18 protein-coding genes are annotated in these 21,199 nt (G+C 64.0%); 9 read left to right on the top strand and 9 right to left on the bottom strand.

The window, feature by feature from the left end; all coding sequences use genetic code 11:
- Positions 1 to 211: 211 nt before the first annotated feature.
- Complete coding sequence (locus ACJRW5_RS00700; protein ID WP_484568623.1) at positions 212 to 607, top strand: YkgJ family cysteine cluster protein; 396 nt, start codon at positions 212 to 214, stop codon at positions 605 to 607.
- A gap of 60 nt (positions 608 to 667) precedes the next feature.
- Here ACJRW5_RS00700 and ACJRW5_RS00695 read toward each other — a convergent pair whose 3' ends face one another.
- From ACJRW5_RS00695 to choX, 4 genes are all read right to left on the bottom strand, one after another.
- Positions 668 to 1,144, bottom strand: a complete 477-nt coding sequence (locus ACJRW5_RS00695; protein WP_484568622.1) for a thioesterase family protein — start codon at positions 1,142 to 1,144, stop codon at positions 668 to 670.
- A gap of 155 nt (positions 1,145 to 1,299) precedes the next feature.
- Positions 1,300 to 2,265 (bottom strand): L-carnitine dehydrogenase, encoded by a 966-nt coding sequence (locus ACJRW5_RS00690; RefSeq protein ID WP_484568621.1) that lies wholly within the window; start codon positions 2,263 to 2,265, stop codon positions 1,300 to 1,302.
- A 141-nt stretch (positions 2,266 to 2,406) separates the two neighbouring features.
- The gene (gene cdhC, locus ACJRW5_RS00685) at positions 2,407 to 3,294 is read right to left on the bottom strand and encodes a 3-dehydrocarnitine:acetyl-CoA trimethylamine transferase CdhC (RefSeq protein WP_484568620.1); all 888 of its coding nucleotides are present in this window, start codon (positions 3,292 to 3,294) and stop codon (positions 2,407 to 2,409) included.
- 99 nt (positions 3,295 to 3,393) lie between these two features.
- Positions 3,394 to 4,326: a choline ABC transporter substrate-binding protein gene (gene choX, locus ACJRW5_RS00680; RefSeq protein ID WP_484568619.1), complete on the bottom strand. Its 933-nt coding sequence runs from the start codon at positions 4,324 to 4,326 to the stop codon at positions 3,394 to 3,396.
- Positions 4,327 to 4,537: 211 nt separating this feature from the next.
- On the opposite strand from choX, the gene ACJRW5_RS00675 reads away from it, so the two are divergent.
- The gene (locus ACJRW5_RS00675; protein WP_484568618.1) at positions 4,538 to 5,488 is read left to right on the top strand and encodes a GlxA family transcriptional regulator; all 951 of its coding nucleotides are present in this window, start codon (positions 4,538 to 4,540) and stop codon (positions 5,486 to 5,488) included.
- Between the two features lie 36 nt (positions 5,489 to 5,524).
- On the opposite strand, the gene ACJRW5_RS00670 is transcribed toward ACJRW5_RS00675, so the two are convergent.
- The 4 genes from ACJRW5_RS00670 to ACJRW5_RS00655 are packed head-to-tail and all read right to left on the bottom strand — an operon-like array spanning position 5,525 to position 10,653.
- Positions 5,525 to 5,746 carry a formate dehydrogenase subunit delta gene (locus ACJRW5_RS00670; protein ID WP_484568617.1) on the bottom strand — a complete coding sequence of 74 codons (222 nt, stop codon included), beginning with the start codon at positions 5,744 to 5,746 and terminating at the stop codon, positions 5,525 to 5,527.
- Positions 5,743 to 8,619, bottom strand: coding sequence for a formate dehydrogenase subunit alpha (gene fdhF, locus ACJRW5_RS00665; RefSeq protein WP_484568616.1), 2,877 nt, complete (start codon positions 8,617 to 8,619; stop codon positions 5,743 to 5,745). Before fdhF ends, ACJRW5_RS00670 begins: the two co-directional genes overlap by 4 nt.
- Before the next feature lie 4 nt (positions 8,620 to 8,623).
- Positions 8,624 to 10,177, bottom strand: a complete 1,554-nt coding sequence (locus ACJRW5_RS00660; protein WP_484568615.1) for a formate dehydrogenase beta subunit — start codon at positions 10,175 to 10,177, stop codon at positions 8,624 to 8,626.
- Positions 10,171 to 10,653, bottom strand: a complete 483-nt coding sequence (locus tag ACJRW5_RS00655; protein ID WP_484568614.1) for a formate dehydrogenase subunit gamma — start codon at positions 10,651 to 10,653, stop codon at positions 10,171 to 10,173. Before ACJRW5_RS00655 ends, ACJRW5_RS00660 begins: the two co-directional genes overlap by 7 nt.
- 488 nt (positions 10,654 to 11,141) lie before the next feature.
- Here ACJRW5_RS00655 and ACJRW5_RS00650 point away from each other — a divergent pair, with 488 nt between their 5' ends.
- The 7 genes from ACJRW5_RS00650 to ACJRW5_RS00620 all read left to right on the top strand — a co-directional run bounded on the left by ACJRW5_RS00650 (position 11,142) and on the right by ACJRW5_RS00620 (position 19,555).
- Positions 11,142 to 12,119 carry a dipeptidase gene (locus ACJRW5_RS00650; RefSeq protein ID WP_484568613.1) on the top strand — a complete coding sequence of 326 codons (978 nt, stop codon included), beginning with the start codon at positions 11,142 to 11,144 and terminating at the stop codon, positions 12,117 to 12,119.
- A 94-nt stretch (positions 12,120 to 12,213) separates the two neighbouring features.
- Positions 12,214 to 12,744: a DUF5943 domain-containing protein gene (locus ACJRW5_RS00645; RefSeq protein ID WP_484568612.1), complete on the top strand. Its 531-nt coding sequence runs from the start codon at positions 12,214 to 12,216 to the stop codon at positions 12,742 to 12,744.
- Between the two features lie 84 nt (positions 12,745 to 12,828).
- Positions 12,829 to 14,889, top strand: coding sequence for a dimethylglycine demethylation protein DgcA (gene dgcA / locus ACJRW5_RS00640; protein ID WP_484568611.1), 2,061 nt, complete (start codon positions 12,829 to 12,831; stop codon positions 14,887 to 14,889).
- A gap of 159 nt (positions 14,890 to 15,048) precedes the next feature.
- The gene (gene dgcB / locus ACJRW5_RS00635; protein WP_484568610.1) at positions 15,049 to 17,013 is read left to right on the top strand and encodes a dimethylglycine demethylation protein DgcB; all 1,965 of its coding nucleotides are present in this window, start codon (positions 15,049 to 15,051) and stop codon (positions 17,011 to 17,013) included.
- Entirely contained in the window at positions 17,010 to 18,239 is a 1,230-nt protein-coding gene (gene etfA, locus ACJRW5_RS00630; RefSeq protein WP_484568609.1) for an electron transfer flavoprotein subunit alpha, read from the top strand. Before dgcB ends, etfA begins: the two co-directional genes overlap by 4 nt.
- Positions 18,240 to 18,340: 101 nt before the next feature.
- Positions 18,341 to 19,114 carry an electron transfer flavoprotein subunit beta gene (gene etfB / locus ACJRW5_RS00625; RefSeq protein WP_484568608.1) on the top strand — a complete coding sequence of 258 codons (774 nt, stop codon included), beginning with the start codon at positions 18,341 to 18,343 and terminating at the stop codon, positions 19,112 to 19,114.
- 189 nt (positions 19,115 to 19,303) lie between these two features.
- Entirely contained in the window at positions 19,304 to 19,555 is a 252-nt protein-coding gene (locus tag ACJRW5_RS00620; protein WP_484568607.1) for a hypothetical protein, read from the top strand.
- Positions 19,556 to 19,650: 95 nt separating this feature from the next.
- On the opposite strand, the gene gbdR is transcribed toward ACJRW5_RS00620, so the two are convergent.
- On the bottom strand, positions 19,651 to 20,745 hold the full coding sequence (gbdR, locus tag ACJRW5_RS00615) for a choline metabolism transcriptional regulator GbdR (protein ID WP_484568606.1): 1,095 nt from the start codon (positions 20,743 to 20,745) through the stop codon (positions 19,651 to 19,653).
- Positions 20,746 to 21,199 lie beyond the last annotated feature (454 nt).

The following is a 21,199-nucleotide window of genomic DNA, read 5'->3' as shown; positions in this document are numbered from 1 at the left end:
TTCCGTTGAGAAAGTCGCCTCGCGTCCCGGCAGGCAGCCCGAGGTGCCCGCCAGTATAGAAGTCACGTAGCCCGACACCCAGAGAGACGATTGCCACCTCCATCACAGGCACAAGGAAAATCCGCCGCCGACCGGTGGTTCACAAATTCACCGCGCCCGCTATCATCGCCGCCCCGTGATCGACGCGGCGCAGACCGCCCCCAAGCCAACCATGATCAAGCCCCGCCTGATAGCCGCCGCAGAAATCGACCGCCTGGAAACCTGGGCCAAATACACTGCCGACATGTGCCACAGCTGCATGTCCAGCTGCTGCACCCTCCCCGTGGAAGTGCGCCTGAACGATCTGATCCGCCTGGAACTGGTGGACGAGTTCGAACGCAGCGAACCCGTCAAGAACATCGCCAAGCGCCTGCAGAAGGACGGCACCATCGAGCGTTTCAACCAGAAGTCGGGCATCTTTACCCTGACCCGCATGTCCAACAACGACTGCCTGTTCCTGGACCGCAAGACGCGCCTATGCACCGTCTACGACAAACGCCCGGACACCTGCCGCCACCATCCCAAGGTCGGGCCACGGCCAGGTTATTGCGCGTACAAGCCAAAGTAGCCGGCTCTCGCCTTCGCCGCGGGGCGCGGCGCCTACACGAACCTGAACGCGAAGCGCTTGCTAACGGCGCAGGCCGATGAGCCGTCCGACGCAGGCGGGCTGCGGCAACGGCCGATGCACCGCGGCCAACTCCTGCACCTTGCCAGCCACTTGCTCATCGAAGGGCGCTGCGCGGCCGGCCGCGCTGTCGATGTTCATCAGCATCTGCTCGCTCTCCGCCAGGCTGACGGCCTCTGCCGGGCGATACAGCGCATGGTGGATGTGCAGGCGCTTGGCATCATGAGCCAGCAGCTGGGTGCGCACTTCCACCATTTCACCCTCTTTGACCTCCGCCAGGAAGTTGAGGTGGCACTCCAGGGTGTAGAGCGTGTGACCGGTGCGGGCACGGCCGGCTTCGTCGAGACCCAGTGCATCCATCAGCGCATCGGTGGCATGGCTGAAGATCAGCAGATAGAAGGCATCACGCAGGTGGCCGTTGTAGTCGACCCAGTCGGGGGAGATGGTGGTTTGGTAGGTGGTCAGTGGCTTGTCAGACATTCATGCGGCTCCAGAAACCACACTCGCCCCCAGCCCCCTGGCTTTAGCGTCCTGCATCGGCCTCACGCCTGCATCCTTGCAGGCGTCTCCCGCAAGCGGGAGAGGGAAGCGGTTCGGCATGTTAGGGTGCGCCATGCGCACCGGGAATGACTCGGTTACTCGGCGAATTCGAAACCATGCTTGGCCTTGGTCGTTCGGATCGCCTCCAGCACCGCCAGCAGACAGTCATCGCGGTAGCGTTCCAGTGCATCCAGGCTGCGCTCGCCTTGCTGCGCGGAGGTCCCCTCAACCACTGCGTCGATCAGGTCCTCAGTCAGTTCCGGCGCCTCGAGGTAAGTCCAGGGCAACTTCAGCGCCGGCCCGAACTGGGCCATGAAGTGACGCATGCCAGCCGGGCCACCAGCCAGGGTGTAAGTCAGGAAGCTGCCCATGAACGACCAGCGCAAGCCGGCGCCAAAGCGGATCGCGTCGTCGATCTCGCCAGTGGTGGCGACGCCGTCGTTGACCAGATGCAGCGATTCGCGCCACAACGCTTCGAGCAGGCGGTCGGCGATAAAGCCCGGCACTTCCTTGCGTACGTGCAGCGGGCGCATGCCCAGCGCGGTATAGACCTGGATCGCCGCCTGCACCGCCTCTGGCGCGGTCTTGGCACCGCCGACCACCTCTACCAGCGGCAGCAGGTAGACCGGGTTGAATGGATGGCCGACTACACAACGCTCAGGATTGGTGGCGCCTGTATAGAACTCGCTCGGCAACAGACCTGAAGTACTGGAGCCGATCAGCACGTTCGGGCGCGCGGCGGCGCTGATCTTGGCGTGCAACTCGCACTTGAGTTCGAGCCGCTCGGGCGCGCTTTCCTGAATGAAGTCGGCATCGCGCACGCAGTCGTCGATGCTCTCGACGAAGCGCAGACGCGCCAACGAGGCGCCGGGAGCCAGACCCTTTTTCTCCAGCGCGGGCCAGGCATTGGCCAGACGCGTGCGTAGTGCCGCCTCGGCGCCTGGCGCCGGGTCCCAGGCGATCACGTCGAGGCCGTGGGCCAGGGCGCGGGCGATCCAGCCGGCGCCGATCACGCCGGTGCCGAGGGCGGCGATAGTCTTGATGTCGGTAACGAAGGTCATGGGTGAACTCCGGTGGCCCGGATGCAATCCGGGGAATGGGTGTCAGGGAATGCCCCGGATTGCATCCGGGCTACAGCTGTCGCGGCTAAAGCCTCTCCCACAAGCTTGCTCCAGGTGGGAGGGGCCGGGCGGCGTACCGCTTCAGCCGCGAGCCTTGAGTTTCATCTTCTCGCGTCCCTCGGCCGGGCTCAGGGCGCGGCCGCCGAGGCGTTCGATGATCTCGATGGCGCGCTCGACCAACTGACCGTTGCTGGCGTGTACGCCGCGATCGAGCCAGATGTTGTCCTCCAGCCCCACGCGCACGTGACCGCCCAGCAGCATGGCCTGTGCCACCATGGGCATCTGCATGCGACCGATGCCGAAGCCAGCCCAGGTGATGCCTGGCGGCAGGTTGTCGACCATGGCCTTCATGCTCGTGGTGTCGGCCGGAGCGCCCCAGGGAATGCCCAGGCACAGCTGGATCAACGGGTCTTCCAGCAAGCCCTCCTTGAGCATCTGTTTGGCGAACCACAGATGGCCGGTGTCGAAGATTTCCAGCTCGGCCTTCACGCCCAGCTCGGTGATGCGCTTGGCGCCCGTACGCAGCTGTGCCGGGGTGGAGACGTAGATAAAGTCGCCATCGCCGAAATTCAGGGTGCCGCAGTCCAGGGTGCAGATTTCCGGCAGCAGCGCCTCGACATGCGCCAGGCGCTCGATGGGGCCGACCAGATCGGTGCCAGTGCCGAACTCCAGCGGCTGCTCGCCAGCGCCGATCTCCAGGTCGCCACCCATGCCAGCGGTGAGGTTGATGATCACGTCGGTATCGCTTTCGCGGATGCGCTCGACCACCTCGCGATACAACGCCACGTCACGGCTCGGTTTGCCGGTCGAAGGATCGCGCACATGACAGTGGGCGACAGTGGCGCCGGCCTTGGCCGCCTCGATGGCCGCAGCGGCAATTTCCTTGGGTGTGACCGGTATCGCCGGATGCTTGCCAACGGTGTCGCCGGCGCCGGTCACCGCGCAGGTGACGATAACCTCGTAATTCATCTTCGACTGTCCTTTCCAGGGGCGAACGGAGGCCGACGGCAGAGCCGCAGGCGTTATGCAAAGAGGGGAATCGGCGCCGGCTCGCCCGGCGCCTCTGTGTCAGTTGCCGGCGACCAACGCAGCGTTGGCAGGCTTGCCGTCCAGGGTGGTCACACCCTGAAGCCAGGCATCGACCACCTGCGGATTGGCCTTGATCCAGTCACGCGCGACCTGCTCCGGCGCCTTGCGTTCCATGATCGGCTGCATCAACGCCGCCTCTTGATCACTGGTAAAGCGCAGGCTGGTCAGCAGGCGGTTGGCATTGGGGCAACGCTCGGCGTAGTCCGGGGCGGTTACGGTGGAAACGGTAGCGGCGCCATCGTTGGGCCCGAATACGTCCTCGGTACCGGTGAGGTAGGTAATCTGCATCGACAGGTTCATCGGATGCGGTTTCCAACCGAAGAACACCACCGGCTTTTCATTCTTCACCGCACGACCGACAGCAGCGAGCATGCCCGCTTCGCTGGACTCGACAAGCTTGAAACCGCCAAGGCCGAACTGATTGGAATCGATCATCTTCTGGATCGCCGTGTTGGCGCCGGAACCGGCCTCGATACCGTAGATCTTGCCATCGAGCTCCTCTTTGAACTTGGCCACATCGGCCAGGGTCTTGAGCCCCTTGTCGGCGGTATAACTGGGTACCGCTAGTACAGCCACGGCATCGCTCAGTGACGGCTCGGCAGCGACCTTTACCGCACCGGCGTCAAGGAACGGCTTGATGTTGTCGTCCATAATCGGTTTCCAATAGCCGAGAAAAGCATCGACCTGACCTTTCTGGATGCCGGCGAAAATGATCTGTTGCGAAGCCTGAGTCTGCTTGGTCTCGTAGCCGAGGCCTTGCAACAACTCGCTGGCTACAGCGGTGGTGGCCACCACATCGGTCCAGCCGACGGCGCCGAGGCGAACGTTCTTGCAACTGGCGTCATCGGCCAGCAGGGAGGTACTGAACAGGCTCAGGGTGCAGCACGCGGCCAGCGCGGTAAGACCTTTCATCTGGGTGCTCCTCATCGTGTCACAGCGGTTCTATTTCGTTCTTCTAGAGGCTCGTGGCCCCCACCGTGCTCGGGGATCTCGTCTCCCGATGACACCACCTTACGCCGGCCACTGGCACAACATTCGAACTTATCCGACTATTAATTGACCTGTAGCGACTTTTTTATGCGCCATCTCTGGCAGATTCCTGCCGGAGACACCCGGAGCGATGATGACCCAGACTTTCTGCTTCCTGCTCCTGCCCGGCTTTTCCATGATGGGCCTGATGTCGGCGATCGAGCCGCTGCGCGTGGCCAACCGCTTTCGTGGCGAGTTGTATCGCTGGCACTTGCTCAGCCGTGATGGCAACGCCGTGGCCGCGAGCAATGGCATGTCGCTCAACGTGGACGGCGCGCTGGAGCTGACGGAGGCGAGTGAAGCCCTGTTCGTGGTCGCCGGCTTCGAGCCACTGGCGCACTATGACAACCGCCTGGCTCACTGGCTGCAGCGCTGCGAAACGGAATTCAAGGTGTTGGGCGGCATCGATACCGGCAGCTTCGTGCTGGCCGAGGCCGGACTATTCCAGCATCAGCGCCTGACCCTGCATTGGGAAGCCATCGACGCCTTCCGCGAGCGTTATCCGGTGCTGCAGGTGACCCAGGAGCTGTTCGAGATCGATGGCCGGCGTATCACCAGCGCGGGCGGCACCAGCAGCCTCGACCTGATGCTGGATCTGATCGGTCAGGATCATGGCGAGCCACTGGCGGTGCAGATCTCCGAGCAGTTCGTGGTCAGCCGCATACGCACCCGCCTGGATCACCAACGCATGCAGGTGGCCAGTCGCTACGGCCTGCGCAACCGCAAGCTGATTCGGGTCATCGGCGAGATGGAGAGTCATAGCGAGCAGCCACTGAGCTGCGAGACGCTGGCGGAAAGGATCGGCGTCAGCGTGCGCCAGCTGGAGCGCCTGTTCCGCCACCATCTGCACACCACACCATCGGCGTTCTACCTTGGCCTGCGCCTGGACAAGGCGCGCCAGCTGCTGCGCCAGAGCGACCTCAGCGTACTCGAGGTGAGCCTGGCCTGCGGTTTCGAGTCGTCGAGCTATTTCTCACGCTGCTACAAGGCGCACTTCGGCAGCACGCCGAGCGGGGACAGGCACGAACACCCGCCCCACAGCTGAGCCAGGCAAGTGCCCGGGCTCGGGCACGACTGGGCGCTACACCGAGCGGCCCATCTCGGCGAGGGCGGACTGAACCAGCGGGTGCAGGTTTTCCCCTCGCCGCTCCAGTTGCCAGGCCATCAGCTCGATACGCATCGCTGGCGTCCAGAAGCTCTGAATGTGCTGCTGAACGCCTTTGACCGCCTGCACCTGGTCGGGCTCGGTAGCGAAGAACTGGGCGATCTGGTTGGCCATCTTGACCAGGTTTTCCGCACTCATCGGCGCACCTCGGCTTTCTCTTGTTTGCGGCGCTCGCTGAGCAGGCGCTGCTGTTCGTCACTGAAGGCCTGATAGCGCTTCTGCCACTCCGATGGCTGGTACACGCGAGTGACCTCCACCGCCGTGACCTTGTACTCGGGGCAGTTGGTCGCCCAGTCCGAGTTGTCGGTGGTGATCACGTTGGCGCCCGACTCCGGGAAGTGGAAGGTGGTGTACACCACACCCGGAGCCACGCGCTCGCTGACGCGGGCACGCAGCACGGTCTGCCCGGAGCGGCTGCCCACGCCAACCCAGTCACCGTCGGCAATACCGCGGCTTTCGGCGTCGCTCGGGTGGATTTCCAGACGATCCTCTTCATGCCAGGCGACGTTGTCGGTACGCCGGGTCTGCGCGCCGACGTTGTACTGGCTGAGGATACGGCCGGTGGTGAGCAGCAGCGGGAAGCGGCTGTTGACCCTCTCCTCGGTCGGCACGTAGCCGGTGAGCATGAAGCGTCCCTTGCCGCGCACGAACGCTTCGATGTGCATGGTCGGCGTACCGTCCGGAGCAGCATCGTTGCACGGCCACTGCAGGCTGCCGTGACGATCCAGCTCGGCGTAGCTGACGCGGGTGAAGGTCGGGGTCAGGCTGGCGATCTCGTCCATGATCTGCGACGGATGCTGGTAGTCCATCTTGTAACCCAGCGCATTGGCCAGGGCGATGGTGGCTTCCCAGTCGGACTTGCCGGCCAGCGGCTCCATGACCTTGCGCACGCGCGAGATACGGCGCTCGGCGTTGGTGAAGGTGCCGTCCTTCTCGAGGAAGGAGCTGCCCGGCAGGAACACGTGGGCGAACTTAGCGGTTTCGTTGAGGAAGATGTCCTGCACCACCACGCACTCCATGGCCGACAGGGCGGCGGTCACGTGCTGGGTGTTGGGATCGCTCTGGGCGATGTCCTCACCCTGGCAGTACAGCGCCTTGAAGGTGCCGCCGAGCGCCGCCTCGAACATGTTGGGGATGCGCAGGCCCGGATCCGGCTGCAGGGTCACGCCCCAGGCCTGTTCGAACTGGGCGCGGACTTCGTTGTTGGACACGTGGCGGTAGCCCGGCAGCTCGTGCGGGAAGGAGCCCATGTCGCAGGAACCCTGCACGTTGTTCTGCCCGCGCAGCGGGTTGACGCCCACGCCTTCGCGGCCAATGTTGCCGGTGGCCATGGCCAGGTTGGCGATGCCCATGACCGTGGTACTGCCCTGGCTGTGCTCGGTGACGCCCAGGCCATAGTAGATCGCCGCGTTGCCGCCAGTGGCGTACAGGCGCGCTGCTTCGCGGATCAGGCGGGGTTCGACGCCGCAGATAGGGCCAAGCACTTCCGGCGAGTTCTCCGCCTGGCTGACGAAAGCGCTCCAGCGGGCGAAGTCCGCCGGCTCGCAACGCTCGTCGACGAACGGCTGATTTACTAGCCCTTCTGTGACGATGACGTGGGCCAGGGCGTTGAGCATGGCCACGTTGGTGCCGGGGCGCAGCGCCAGATGGAAGTCGGCGCGGGCATGCGGCGAATCCACCAGATCGATACGACGCGGGTCGATGACGATCAGCCGCGCGCCCTCACGCAGGCGGCGCTTGAGCTGCGAGCCGAATACCGGGTGCGCGTCGGTGGGGTTGGCACCGATGACCAGAATCACGTCGGCCTGCATCACCGAGTCGAAGCTCTGGGTTCCGGCGGATTCACCGAGGGTCTGCTTCAGACCATAACCGGTCGGCGAGTGGCAGACGCGCGCACAGGTGTCGACGTTGTTGTTGCCGAAGCCAGCACGTACCAGCTTCTGCACCAGGTACACCTCTTCGTTGGTGCAACGGCTGGAAGTGATACCGCCGATGGAGTCGCGCCCGTACTTGAGCTGGATGCGGCGGAATTCGCTGGCAGCGTAGGTGACCGCCTCGTCCCAGCTGACTTCCTGCCACGGGTCGTTGATGCTCTTGCGGATCATCGGCTTGGTGATGCGGTCCGGGTGAGTCGCATAACCCCAGGCGAAACGGCCTTTGACACAGGAGTGGCCGTGGTTGGCCTGGCCGTTCTTGTCCGGGACCATGCGCACCAGTTCGTTGCCCTTCATCTCGGCACGGAACGAGCAGCCAACACCGCAGTAGGCGCAAGTGGTGATCACGCTGCGCTCGGGCTGGCCTTTCTCGACCACGCTTTTTTCCATCAGCGTGGCGGTCGGGCAGGCCTGCACGCAGGCGCCGCAGGACACGCACTCGGAGCTGAGGAAGTCGTCGCCACCGGCAGCGGCCACGCGCGACTCGAAACCGCGACCTTCGATGGTCAGGGCGAAGGTGCCCTGGGTTTCCTCACAGGCACGTACGCAACGGTTGCAGACGATGCACTTGCTCGGGTCGTAATCGAAGTAGGGGTTGGAAACGTCTTTGGCTTCGCTCAGGTGATTGGCGCCGTCATAGCCGTAACGCACCTCGCGCAGACCGACCTGGCCGGCGACGGTCTGCAGCTCGCAGTTGCCGTTGGCCGAGCAGGTCAGACAGTCCAGCGGGTGGTCGGAGATGTACAGCTCCATCACGTTGCGGCGCAGGGTCGCCAGCTTGGAGGTCTGCGTGCGCACTACCATGCCCTCGCTGACCGGCGTGGTGCAGGAGGCGGGGTAGCCGCGCATGCCGTCGATCTCGACCAGGCACATGCGGCAGGAGCCGAAGGCTTCCAGGCTGTCGGTGGCGCACAGTTTGGGGATGGTGGTGCCGAGCATGGTGGCCGCGCGCATCACCGAGGTGCCGGCCGGCACACTGATGCTGCGGCCGTCGATGTTGAGGCTGACCTGCACCTCGCTCTCACGAGCGGGGGTGCCGAAGTCGGTATCAATGGCAGGATCGAAGTAATTAATCATTGTTCTATACCTCCGAGGTCTTCAGCCCGAAGTCGCCAGGAAAGTGCTTGAGTGCACTGCTGACAGGGAAAGCGGTCATGCCGCCGAGTGCGCAAAGCGAACCGTGGGTCAGGGTGTCGCACAGGTCCTTGAGGATGATCACCTGCTCGTCACGGGCGGCGTCATCGGTCGCCGCCAGCAAGCGGTCGACCACCTCGACGCCACGGGTCGAGCCGATCCGGCAGGGCGTGCACTTGCCGCAGGACTCCTCGGCGCAGAACTCCAGAGCGAAGCGCGCCATGTGCGCCATATCGAGGCTGTCGTCGGCCAGCACCACACCGCCATGACCGAGCATCGCGCCCATGGCGGCGAAGGCTTCGTAATCCAGCGGGGTGTCGAACTGCGACGGCGGTACCCAGGCGCCCAGCGGGCCGCCGACCTGCGCGGCCTTGATCGGCCGGCCGCTGGCGGTGCCGCCACCGTAGCCTTCCACCAGCTCGCGCAGGGTCAGACCGAAGGCGCGCTCGACCAGGCCGCCCTGACGGATGTTGCCGGCCAGCTGGAACGGCATGGTGCCAAGCGAACGGCCCATGCCGAAGTCGCGATAGAACGCGGCGCCACGGGCGAGAATTACTGGCACCGAGGCCAGGGTCAGCACGTTGTGCACCAGGGTCGGCAGGCCGAACAGGCCTTCCAGCGCCGGCAACGGCGGCTTGGCGCGCACGGTGCCGCGCTTGCCTTCGAGGGATTCCAGCAGCGAGGTTTCCTCGCCGCAGATATAGGCGCCAGCGCCGACACGCACTTCCATGTCGAAGGCGCGACCGCTGCCGGCCACGTTGGCACCGAGCAGACCGGCGGCGCGGGCGGCCTCGATGGCTTCACGCAGTGCCTGCACGGCCTGCGGGTATTCGGAGCGGACGTAGACGTAGCCCATGGTGGCTTCGACCGCGAGGCCGGCAATCGCCATGCCCTCGATCAGCACGAAGGGGTCGCCTTCCATCAGCATGCGGTCGGCGAAGGTGCCGGAGTCGCCTTCGTCGGCGTTGCACACCACGTACTTCTGCGCGGCCTTGGCGCCACGCACGGTGCGCCACTTGATGCCGGCCGGGAAGGCAGCGCCGCCGCGGCCACGCAGGCCGGAGTCGAGTACCTCGGCGACGATGGCGTCACCGTCCATGCCGATGGCACGGGTCAGCCCTTCGAAACCGCCAGTGGCGCGGTAGTCCTCCAGCGCGGTGGGGCGGGTGATGCCGGCGCGGGCGAAGATCAGGCGCTGCTGGCTCTTGATGAACGGCAGCTCCTCGACCAGGCCGACGCCAGTCGGATGTTGACTGCCGCCACTTTCCAGAGCGTCGAGCAGCGCCCCGACCTGATCGACAGCCAGCGGGCCAAAGCCGAGACGGCCCTCGGCGCTGTCGACTTCCAGCAGCGGCTCCAGCCAGTACATGCCACGCGAGCTGGTGCGCTGTATCTCGACCGGCAACTGACGACGTGCGGCCTCATCACTCAATGCAGCAACCAGTTGATCGGCACCAACGGCACGCGCGATCGAATCGCAGGGTACGTAAAGCTTCAGCATGATGCTTTCTCCAGGCAACCGTCGACCAACTGCTGCAGGCGCTCGGGCGTTACCCGCGCGTGCAGTTGACCATCGAGCTCCAGGGCCGGCGAGCAGGCGCAGGCGCCCAGGCAATAGACCGGACGCAGACTGATCTGGCCGTCTTCGCTGGTGCCGTGGTCATTGAGACCGAGGTGCTCACGCACCTGCGCAGCGAGGTCCTTGGCACCGCGGCTCTGGCACGACTCAGCCAGACACAGGCGCAACGTATGCCTGGCCGGCGCGGTGGTACGGAAGTCGTGGTAGAAGCTGATCACGCCGCGCACTTCGGCCTGGGTCAGGTTCAGTGCATGGGCGATTTCGCCGACGGCAACGTCAGGTACGTAGCCGACATCCTCCTGGATGGCGTGGAGAATCGGCAGAAGAGCGCCGGGCGTATCCTTCTCGCGTTCCAGCACACGCTGGATCGATGGCAGGTGAAGCGTCTCATCAGGCATTACAGCGTTCCTCTGTCACAGGCCATGCTTGGGTTTATAAGGGCCTGGAGGTTTCGGCTGTGGCGATCTGGCCTGCCACGGAGCAGGACCGACGCCATCTAAAAAGACCAAAGCCGGGCGTCTGCGCGCACGTGCATGGGCATTAGCGGAGCTTGCCATTCCCGCGCCAGAGAAATTGCACTCCAACGACGCCATGCATACTGAAACCGACGCCGACGACAAACTGTTTCGCTTCCATTCTTTATAGGCGCTAACGACAGGCTTCGCCCAAAGATCACCCCCTGCCCAGCAGCTAAGACGGGCCGCCCGAGCGCCGGCCCAGCAGCGAACGCCAGGTACCGAAGCCCGCTTACCTATCCGCGACCGCTTTGACGTTTTCGGAAATCCCCCAGTCGTTTTTACGCGATAGCGCCAAAAGGCCCAGGGATATGCTCCCCCCAAAGCGCCGACAGCCGATTCGGCGCAGCAGAACCCAAGGGGACAGCCTGATGAGCCCAGCAGAATTGCACGCCGACAGCATCGTCATTGACGGTCTGATCATCGCCAAATGGAACCGCGAACTGTTCGAAGACATGCGCAAGGGCGGCCTGAGCGCGGCCAACTGCACCGTGTCGGTCTGGGAAGGTTTCCAGGCCACCGTCAACAGCATCGCCGCCAGCAGCAAGCTGATTCGCGAGAACAGCGATCTGGTAATGCCGGTGCGTACCACCGCCGACATCCGCAAGGCCAAGGAGCTGGGCAAGACCGGCATCATCTATGGTTTCCAGAACGCCCATGCGTTCGAAGACCAGATCGGCTACGTCGAAGTGTTCAAGCAGCTCGGCGTGGGCATCGTGCAGATGTGCTACAACACCCAGAACCTGATCGGCACCGGCTGCTACGAGCGTGACGGCGGCCTGTCCGGCTTCGGCCGCGAGATCGTCGCCGAGATGAACCGCGTCGGCATCATGTGCGACCTGTCGCACGTCGGCTCGAAAACCTCCGAGGAAGTCATCCTCGAGTCGAAGAAGCCGGTGACCTACTCACACTGCCTGCCTTCCGGCCTGAAAGAGCACCCGCGCAACAAGTCCGACGAAGAACTGAAATTCATCGCCGACCACGGCGGCTTCGTGGGCGTGACCATGTTCGCGCCGTTCCTGGCCAAGGGCATCGACTCGACCATCGACGACTACGCCGAAGCCATCGAGTACGTGATGAACATCGTTGGTGAAGACGCCATCGGTATCGGCACCGACTTCACCCAGGGTCACGGCAAGGAATTCTTCGAATACCTGACTCACGACAAGGGCTACGCCCGTCGCCTGACCAACTTCGGCAAGATCATCAACCCGCTGGGCATCCGTACCGTCGGCGAGTTCCCCAACCTGACCGAAACCCTGCTCAAGCGCGGCCATTCCGAGCGCGTCGTACGCAAGATCATGGGCGAGAACTGGGTACGCGTTCTGGCCGACGTCTGGGGCGAGTGACGCCCAACCCGGGCTGCGTCATACGCAGCCCGCTTCACAGGGTGGACGGCGCCGCCGCTACCCAACCACAGAACTGAATTCGGAGTTGCTCAACATGTCCACTCATGCCCCTGAAATGCCCATCCTGGTAGACGACGAAACCGGCGTATGGACCACCGACGCCCTGCCGATGCTGTACGTTCCGCGTCACTTCTTCGTCAACAACCACATGGGCATCGAGGAAGTGCTCGGCGCCGACAAGTACGCCGAAATCCTCTACAAGGCCGGCTACAAATCCGCCTGGCACTGGTGTGAAAAAGAAGCCGAGTGCCATGGCCTGGAAGGCGCTGCGGTATTCGAGCACTACATGAAGCGTCTGTCGCAGCGTGGCTGGGGCCTGTTCGAAACCCAGAAGCTGGACCTGGAAACCGGCTACGCCGAGGTCAAGCTCAAGCACTCCGCCTTCGTTTACGTCTACGGCAAGTGCGGTCGCAAGGTCGACTACATGTTCACCGGCTGGTTCTCCGGCGCGATCGATCAGATTCTCGCCGCCAAAGGCAGCCCGATCCGTACCGTCACCGTGCAGGAATACGGTGGTTCCGAAGAAGGCCACGACGATGGCCTGTTCGTAACCCGCCCGCTCTGAACAACCAATAACGATGCCGTGTGAAGGGCCCGACTCGTGAGACGAGGACACCTTCCACACCCCTAATACCGTGAGGGTGCCGCAATGGCCTTCGAAGCAATGTTCCAGCCGATCCAGATCGGCAAGCTCACCATCCGTAACCGCGTGCTGTCCACTGCGCACGCCGAGGTCTACGCCACCGACGGCGGCATGACCACCGAACGTTACGTCAAGTATTACGAAGAGAAAGCCAAGGGCGGCATCGGCCTGGCCATCTGCGGTGGTTCCTCCGTTGTAGCCATCGACAGCCCGCAGGAATGGTGGAGCTCGGTCAACCTGTCCACCGACCGCATCATTCCGCACTTCCAGAATCTTGCTGACGCCATGCACAAGCACGGCGCCAAGATCATGATCCAGATTACCCACATGGGCCGCCGCTCGCGTTGGGACGGTTTCAACTGGCCGACCCTGATGTCGCCGTCCGGCATTCGTGAACCCGTACACCGCGCCACCTGCAAAACCATCGAGGTGGAAGAGATCTGGCGCATCATCGGCAACTATGCCCAGGCCGCGCGTCGGGCCAAGGAAGGCGGTCTTGACGGCGTCGAGCTGTCGGCCGTGCACCAGCACCTGATCGACCAGTTCTGGTCGCCGCGGGTGAACAAGCGTACCGACGAATGGGGCGGCACCTTCGAAGGCCGCATGAAGTTCGGCCTGGAAGTACTCAAGGCCGTGCGCGCCGAGGTCGGTGACGACTTCTGCGTGGGCATGCGCATCACCGGTGACGAGTTCCACCCGGACGGTCTGTCGCATGACGACATGAAGCAGATCGCCGCGTACTACGACGCCACCGGCATGCTGGACTTCATCGGCGTGGTCGGCTCGGGTTGCGACACCCACAACACCCTGGCCAACGTTATCCCCAACATGAGCTTCCCGCCGGAGCCCTTCCTGCACCTGGCGGCCGGCATCAAGGAAGTGGTCAAGGTTCCGGTGCTGCACGCGCAGAACATCAAGGACCCGAACCAGGCGACCCGCATCCTCGAAGGCGGTTACGTCGACATGGTCGGCATGACCCGTGCGCACATGGCCGACCCGCACCTGATTGCCAAGATCAAGATGGGTCAGATCGACCAGATCAAGCAGTGCGTGGGCGCCAACTACTGCATCGACCGTCAGTACCAGGGTCTGGACGTACTGTGCATCCAGAACGCCGCGACCTCCCGTGAATACATGGGCGTGCCGCACATCATCGAGAAATCCACCGGGCCGAAGCGCAAGGTGGTGATCGTCGGTGGTGGCCCGGCCGGTATGGAAGCTGCCCGTGTAGCTGCCGAGCGTGGCCACGACGTCACCCTGTTCGAGAAGCAGGATCAGCTGGGTGGTCAGATCACCCTGGCCGCCAAGGCGCCGCAGCGTGACCAGATCGCCGGTATCACCCGCTGGTTCCAGCTGGAACTGGCTCGCCTGGGCGTCGATCTGCGCCTGAGCACCCCGGCTGACGAAGCCAGCATCCTCGACCTGCGTCCGGACATCGTGGTCCTGGCCAACGGCGGTCACTCGTTCCTCGAGCAGGTCGAGCACTGGCATGCCGATGAAGGTCTGGTCGTCAGCAGCTGGGACATCCTCTCGGGCAAGGTTGCTCCGGGCAAGAACGTGCTGGTGTACGACACCATCTGCGAATTCACCGGTATGTCGGTTGCCGACTTCATGGCCGACAAGGGCTCGCAGGTCGAGATCGTCACCGACGACATCAAGCCGGGCGTTGCCATGGGCGGCACCACCTTCCCGACCTACTACCGCAGCATGTACCCGAAAGAAGTCATCATGACCGGTGACATGATGCTGGAGAAGGTCTACCGCGAAGGTGACAAGCTGGTGGCCGTGCTCGAGAACGAGTACACCGGTGGCAAGGAAGAGCGTGTGGTTGACCAGGTAGTCGTAGAGAACGGCGTCCGTCCGGACGAAACCCTCTACTACGCTCTGAAAGACGGTTCGCGCAACAAGGGTCAGATCGACGTCGAAGCGCTGTTCGCCATTGCGCCGCAGCCTTGCCTGTCCGAGAACGGTGACGGCTATCTGCTGTTCCGCATCGGCGACTGCGTCGCTCAACGTAACGTGCATGCCGCGATCTACGACGCACTGCGGTTGTGCAAGGACTTCTGATGCTTGTCTCCCCTCTCCCATTCATGTGAGAGGGGCCGGGGGAGAGGGACCGCTGGGCGGTGACTTGCGGTGTCTGCTCCCCCTCTCCCTAACCCTCTCCCCGCAGGGGCGAGGGGACTGAACCGTGTTGTTTTCCGGTCCCGCGAAGGAGACCACAAGATGTTGAACACCCTGCTCCCTATCCTGCTCTTCGCTGCCCTGGCACTGGCCGTGCTGGGCGCTTTGAAGCGCTTCTTCATGTGGCGTCGCGGCCGGCCGGCCAAGGTCGACTGGATTGGCGGCCTGCTGAAGATGCCGAGCCGCTACTTGGTCGATCTGCACCATGTGGTCGAGCGCGACAAGTACATGTCCAAGACCCACGTGGCCACCGCTGGCGGCTTCGTCCTGGCAGCCGTACTGGCGATCCTCGTGCATGGTTTCGGCCTGCACAACCGCATCCTCGGCTTCGCCCTGCTGGCCGCCACGGTGCTGATGTTCGTCGGTGCCCTGTTCGTCGCCAAACGTCGTCTGGACCCGCCATCGCGCCTGTCGAAAGGCCCGTGGATGCGTCTGCCGAAAAGCCTGCTGATGTTCGCGGTAAGCTTCTTCATCGCCACCTTGCCGGTTGCCGGCATCCTCCCCGAAGGTTTCGGTGGCTGGATTCTGGCCATCATCCTCGCCGTTGGCGTGGCCTGGGGCGTGTCCGAGCTGTTCTTCGGCATGACCTGGGGCGGCCCGATGAAGCACGCCTTCGCCGGCGCCCTGCACCTGGCCTGGCACCGTCGCAGCGAGCGTTTCGGCGGGGGTCGCTCCACCGGCCTGAAAGCGCTGAACCTGGACGATCCCAAAGCGCCGCTGGGCGTGGAAAAACCCACCGATTTCACCTGGAACCAGCTGCTCGGTTTCGACGCCTGCGTGCAGTGCGGCAAGTGCGAGGCCATGTGCCCTGCGTTCGCTGCCGGCCAGCCGCTGAACCCGAAGAAACTGATCCAGGACATGGTCATCGGCCTGGCGGGCGGCAACGACGCCAAGTTCGCCGGTAGCCCATACCCGGGCAAGCCGCTCGGCGAACACAGCGGCGGCCCACACCAGCCGATCGTCTCGCTGCAAGGCAAGGCGCTGGTCGATGCTGAAACCCTGTGGTCGTGCACCACCTGCCGCGCCTGCGTGGAAGAGTGCCCGATGATGATCGAGCACGTTGACGCCATCGTCGACATGCGCCGCCACCTGACCCTGGAAAAGGGCGCCACTCCGAACAAGGGTGCCGAGGTACTGGACAACCTGATCGCCACCGACAACCCCGGCGGTTTCGCTCCCGGCGGTCGTCTGAACTGGGCTGCCGACCTGAACCTGCCGCTGCTGAGCGACAAGCAGGAAGCCGACGTGCTCTTCTGGGTCGGCGACGGTGCCTTCGACATGCGCAACCAGCGTACCCTGCGCGCCTTCGTCAAGATCCTCAAGACCGCTGGCGTCGACTTCGCCGTGCTCGGCCTGGAAGAGCGCGACAGCGGTGACGTGGCCCGTCGTCTGGGTGACGAAGCGACCTTCCAGCTGCTGGCCAAACGCAACATCGCCACCCTGAGCAAGTACCGCTTCAAGCGCATCGTCAGCTGCGACCCGCACAGCTTCCACGTGCTGAAGAACGAGTACGGTGCCCTCGGCGGCGACTACGAAGTGCTGCACCACACCACCTACATCGAACAACTGGTCCGTGACGGCCTGCTGAACCTCGGCCAGAGCAAGGCCGGCAGCGTCACCTACCACGATCCGTGCTATCTGGGCCGTTACAACGGCGAGTACGAAGCCCCGCGCTCGGTACTCAAGGCCATCGGTATCGAAGTCAAGGAAATGGAACGTTCGGGCTTCCGCTCGCGTTGCTGCGGCGGAGGTGGCGGCGCGCCGATCACCGACATCCCCGGCAAGCAGCGTATCCCCGACATGCGTATGGTCGACATCAAGGAAACCGGCGCCGAACTGGTCGCCGTAGGCTGCCCGCAGTGCACCGCGATGCTCGAAGGCGTGGTCGCACCGCGTCCCGAGATCAAGGATATCGCCGAGCTGGTTGCCGAAGTGCTGATCGAACCGACCGACGTGCCGGCCAAGCGGCCGAATAGCAAGCGTGAAGCGGTGGAGGTGCAATCATGAGTGACATCATCCGCCGCGACCCGCGCGCCGAATGGATAGCCCGCAACCGCATGCACCCGCTGCATGCCTCCATGCAGAAGGCCGAGACCAGCTGGATGGGCCCCAACGGCATCATCCGCAAGAACCCGCACGCCATGGCCGCCGGCTTCATCGGCCCGGCCGGCATCAAGCGCATCGACCGCAGCGGCGCCCAGCAGGGCACCAGCGGCAAGCGCCAGAGTGCCAGCGTGGAAGTGCAACTGCCGTTGCACGTGGTCGAGCAACCGGCCTACCACATCGTGGTCGTGCCCGACATGGTCGGTGGCCGCCTGTCCAGCCACGACAAGGACCTGCTCGGCCTGGCCCACAAGCTCGCCGCCGATGGCGGTGCCGTGGTCGCCGTGCTGTTCGGTGAAGACAAGGAAGCCGCCTTCGATACCGCCGGCGTCGATCGCCTGCTGCGCATCGATGGCGAAGCCTTTGCCGGCTATTCGCCGGAAGCCCGCGTACTGGCCCTCAGCGCCGTCGAAGCGCAACTGGCGCCGCGTCACTGGCTGCTGCCTGACAGCCGAACCGGTGGTGGTGAACTGGGCCGTCGTCTGGCCGCCAAGCTGGGCGAGCGTCCGGCGACCCGCGTCTGGCAGGTGGCCAACGAGCAGGCCACCGGCCGTGCCGGTTCCGGCCAGCAGGACATTCAGCGCGCGCTGCCGCGCCTGATCCTGGCCGCTGCCGAGTGCGCCGAGCCGGTCAGCGAAACCCGTCATGAAGCACGTGCACTGGAGCTGACCAGCAAGGTGGCTCAGAGCCTGCCACGCATCGAAGACCTCGGCCCGGTGGCCGTGGACCCGGCGCAGATTCCAATGGCCGAATCCGAGTTCATCCTCTCCGGCGGCAACGGCGTGAAGGACTGGGAGCTGTTCCACCAGGCCGCCGCCGCACTCGGCGCCACCGAAGGCGCGTCGCGCGTGGCGGTGGACGATGGCTTCATGCCGCGTAACCGTCAGGTTGGCGCCACCGGTACCTGGGTCACTGCCCGCGTGTATATCGCCGTGGGCATTTCCGGCGCAATCCAGCACCTGCAGGGCATCGGCGCCTGCGACAAGGTGGTGGCGGTGAACATGGATCCGGGCTGCGACATGATCAAACGTGCAGACCTGTCGGTAATCGGTGATTCGGCCGTGATCCTCCAGGCCCTGATCGAGCGCGTCGCCGCCTGGCGCCAGGAGGCCAAACGTGATGCGGCCTGATCCTCACCAATACGCCCCCGTGGGAGGGGCTTCAGCCGCGACTGATCGCGCGTATGGCCATATCGCGGCTAAAGCCGCTCCCACGGTTCGAGGTTGCCCAAATGACTGATCTGAATATCGTCGCCCTGGTCTCGGTCGGCGCCCACCCGACTTCGGGTCGCCCTCGCCGCGCCGAACAGGACGCCCGCGCCGTGGAGCTCGGCCTGCGCCTGGCCGGGCAGAATCTGCAATTGCTGCATGCTGGCGATCCTCAGGCCGACGCGTTGCGCGGTTACCTGGGCATGGGCCTGGAGCAACTCGATGTACTGGAGCAGCCGGACAGCGCGGATGCCCTGCCGCTGCTGGTCGACTACCTGCAAGGCAGCCGCACCCAACTGGTGCTCACCGGTAGCCAGGCCGAGACTGGCGAAGGCTCGGGCATGCTGCCGTTCCTGTTGGCAGAGCGCCTGGGCTGGCCGATGGTCGTCGGCCTGGCTGAAGTGGAAAAGGTTGAGAACGGTGTGGCGCAAGTACTGCAGGCCCTGCCTCGCGGCCAGCGTCGTCGCCTCAAGGTGCGCCTGCCGTGCGTTGCCAGCGTCGACAACGCCGCACCGGTTGCCCGGCAAAGCGCATTCGGTCCGGCCCGACGCGGCCTGGTCGAAGCCCATGAGGTGGCAGTGGTGGACGACCCGCTCCTCGCCGAAGCCAGCCTGCAACCCGCCAAGCCTCGCCCCAAGCGCCTCAAGGTGATCAAGGCCAAGACCGGTGCGGAGCGGATGAAAGCCGCCACCGCAAAGGCCAGTGGCGGTGGCGGTCAGGTACTCAAGGACGTCTCGCCACAAGACGGCGCCGAAGCTATCTTCAAGCTGTTGCTCGAAGAAGGCGTACTGCGCTGAGGGTTGCTCGAACGACCGCCGGCGTTGTCATGGCAACGCCGGAGAGCAGGGTCACAGTCCCATGTGACGCCGCCCGTTCCTGACCTTTCGCGCTCGTTGCCTCGAGGCGGTAGTAGCGGCTATCACGCATTGCACTGACTGCCTCGCCTACGTGTTTAAATGCCTGCATTGCCACAAGGAGCTACGACCATGATGCATGCCGACCTGATCGACCAGGAAGACTTCCGCGAACGCCTGGTAGCCCTGGGCCTGAGCATTCCACCAGGCGCCTCGCCGGAGCAGGCGTGTGAACTGGCCGTCAGCGGCCTCAGTCAGGAGCGCGCAGTCGCCCTGCGCCGCCTGGTTGAAGAACTCCTCGGCGGTAGCGCCACCCTGCTCCCCAATGTGCGCGAAGCCATCAGTCGCCACTTGCTGCCGGCTCTGGTGCCGAAACCGGTCTGATAGATGATCGCCTATGGCATCTGGCCTGCAGCGATGACCATAGAAACAAAACGGGGCGCCATTGGCGCCCCGTTTTCATTGCAGAGTGATCAGACTCAGATTCGCACGCTGGCAAAGGTGGATTCACCCTGGGCGCGGCTGAGCGCCAGTACCGCACTGGAATTGACCTGCTGATCCGGGATCGGCAACAGCACGACCAGATTGTTGCCCTGCTGGCCGGCGCGCTCGTCACGCGGCGGAATGCCGAAGTACTCGCGGTAGCACTTGGAGAAGTGCGGCGTGGAAACGAAACCACAGACCGATGCCACTTCGATGATCGACATGCTGGTCTGCTTGAGCAGTTGACGGGCACGGATCAGGCGCAGCTTGAGGTAGTAGCGCGATGGCGAGCAGTGCAGGTACTTCTGGAACAGACGTTCCAGCTGACGGCGCGAAATGTCGACGAAGCAGGCCAGCTCGTCGAGATCGATCGGCTCCTCCAGATTCGCTTCCATCAACGCGACGATTTCCTGCAGCTTCGGTTGATTGCTGCCGAGCATGTGCTTGAGCGGCACGCGCTGGTGATCCTGTTCGTTACGAATACGCTCGTAGATGAACATTTCCGAGATGCCGGCAGCCAGTTCGCGACCATGCTGCTGGCCGATCATGTGCAGCATCATGTCCATCGGGGCGGTGCCACCCGAACTGGTGTGACGATTGCGATCGATGGAGAACAGGCGCGTGGTGATGGCCGCACGCGGGAAGGCTTCCTGCATCGAGGCCAGACACTCCCAGTGCACGCTGCAGTCATAGCCGTCGAGCAAACCGGCCTTGGCCAGTGCCCAGCTGCCGGTGCACACCGCACCCAGCTGACGACCTTGGCGCGCCTGCAGCTGCAGCCAGCTGATGTGCTCGCGTTTGACGCTGTGCTGGATGTCCACACCGCCGCATACGATCACTGCGTCCAGTGTCGGCGCGTTCTGCATGGCAGCGTCCGGCGTGATCTGCAAACCATCGCTGGCACTGACCGGTTGGCCGTCGTGAGTCAGGGTGTGCCAGCGAAACAGCTCCTTGCCGGAAAGTTGGTTGGCCATGCGCAGAGGTTCCACAGCCGAGGCCAGGGAAATCAGGGTGAAGTTATCCAGAAGCAGGAAGCCAATGGACTGAGACACACGGTTCTGGGGCTGGCCCCCTTGGCTGAACTGCGACATCGATGAAACCCTCACGCTAAGCACGGTGTGAACCCTGCTCGAGGCAAGGTTCTGTTTTGTTCTGGTCCGGTCACGCCAACCAGATTAGATGGAAATGACTAGGCAAACGCCATGCCTAAATTGATTGCGCATTCAAAAATAAATCGCCATTGACGGATGGCCCGCCAACACCGGCTTTTGCGTCCGCCAAAGGGAGCGAAGCCTTCCCCGCAAAGCCCCATGGCTCGGGGGCTTGAGCATTTCGGTAGCACTTGCCGTGCAACGTGCTACGACAGCATGCCCTGGCAGTAACGCACGGGCGGTAACAACCGCGACCGATCAGTCACTAACACTGATAAAGAGGCCCTATTGCGCCGCACCAAAATCTCGCGAAAGAGGATGTCGCGAGCGAACGGTGCACCAGCAAAGGTCAGCGCCCGATTGCTCCAGTTGCCAGCCCTCTGCGCGAGCTCCC

Origin of the sequence: Pseudomonas pichavaramensis (genome assembly GCF_050473265.1) — a bacterium.
GTDB lineage: Bacteria > Pseudomonadota > Gammaproteobacteria > Pseudomonadales > Pseudomonadaceae > Aquipseudomonas.
This window is presented reverse-complemented; position numbering and strand designations above follow the sequence as displayed.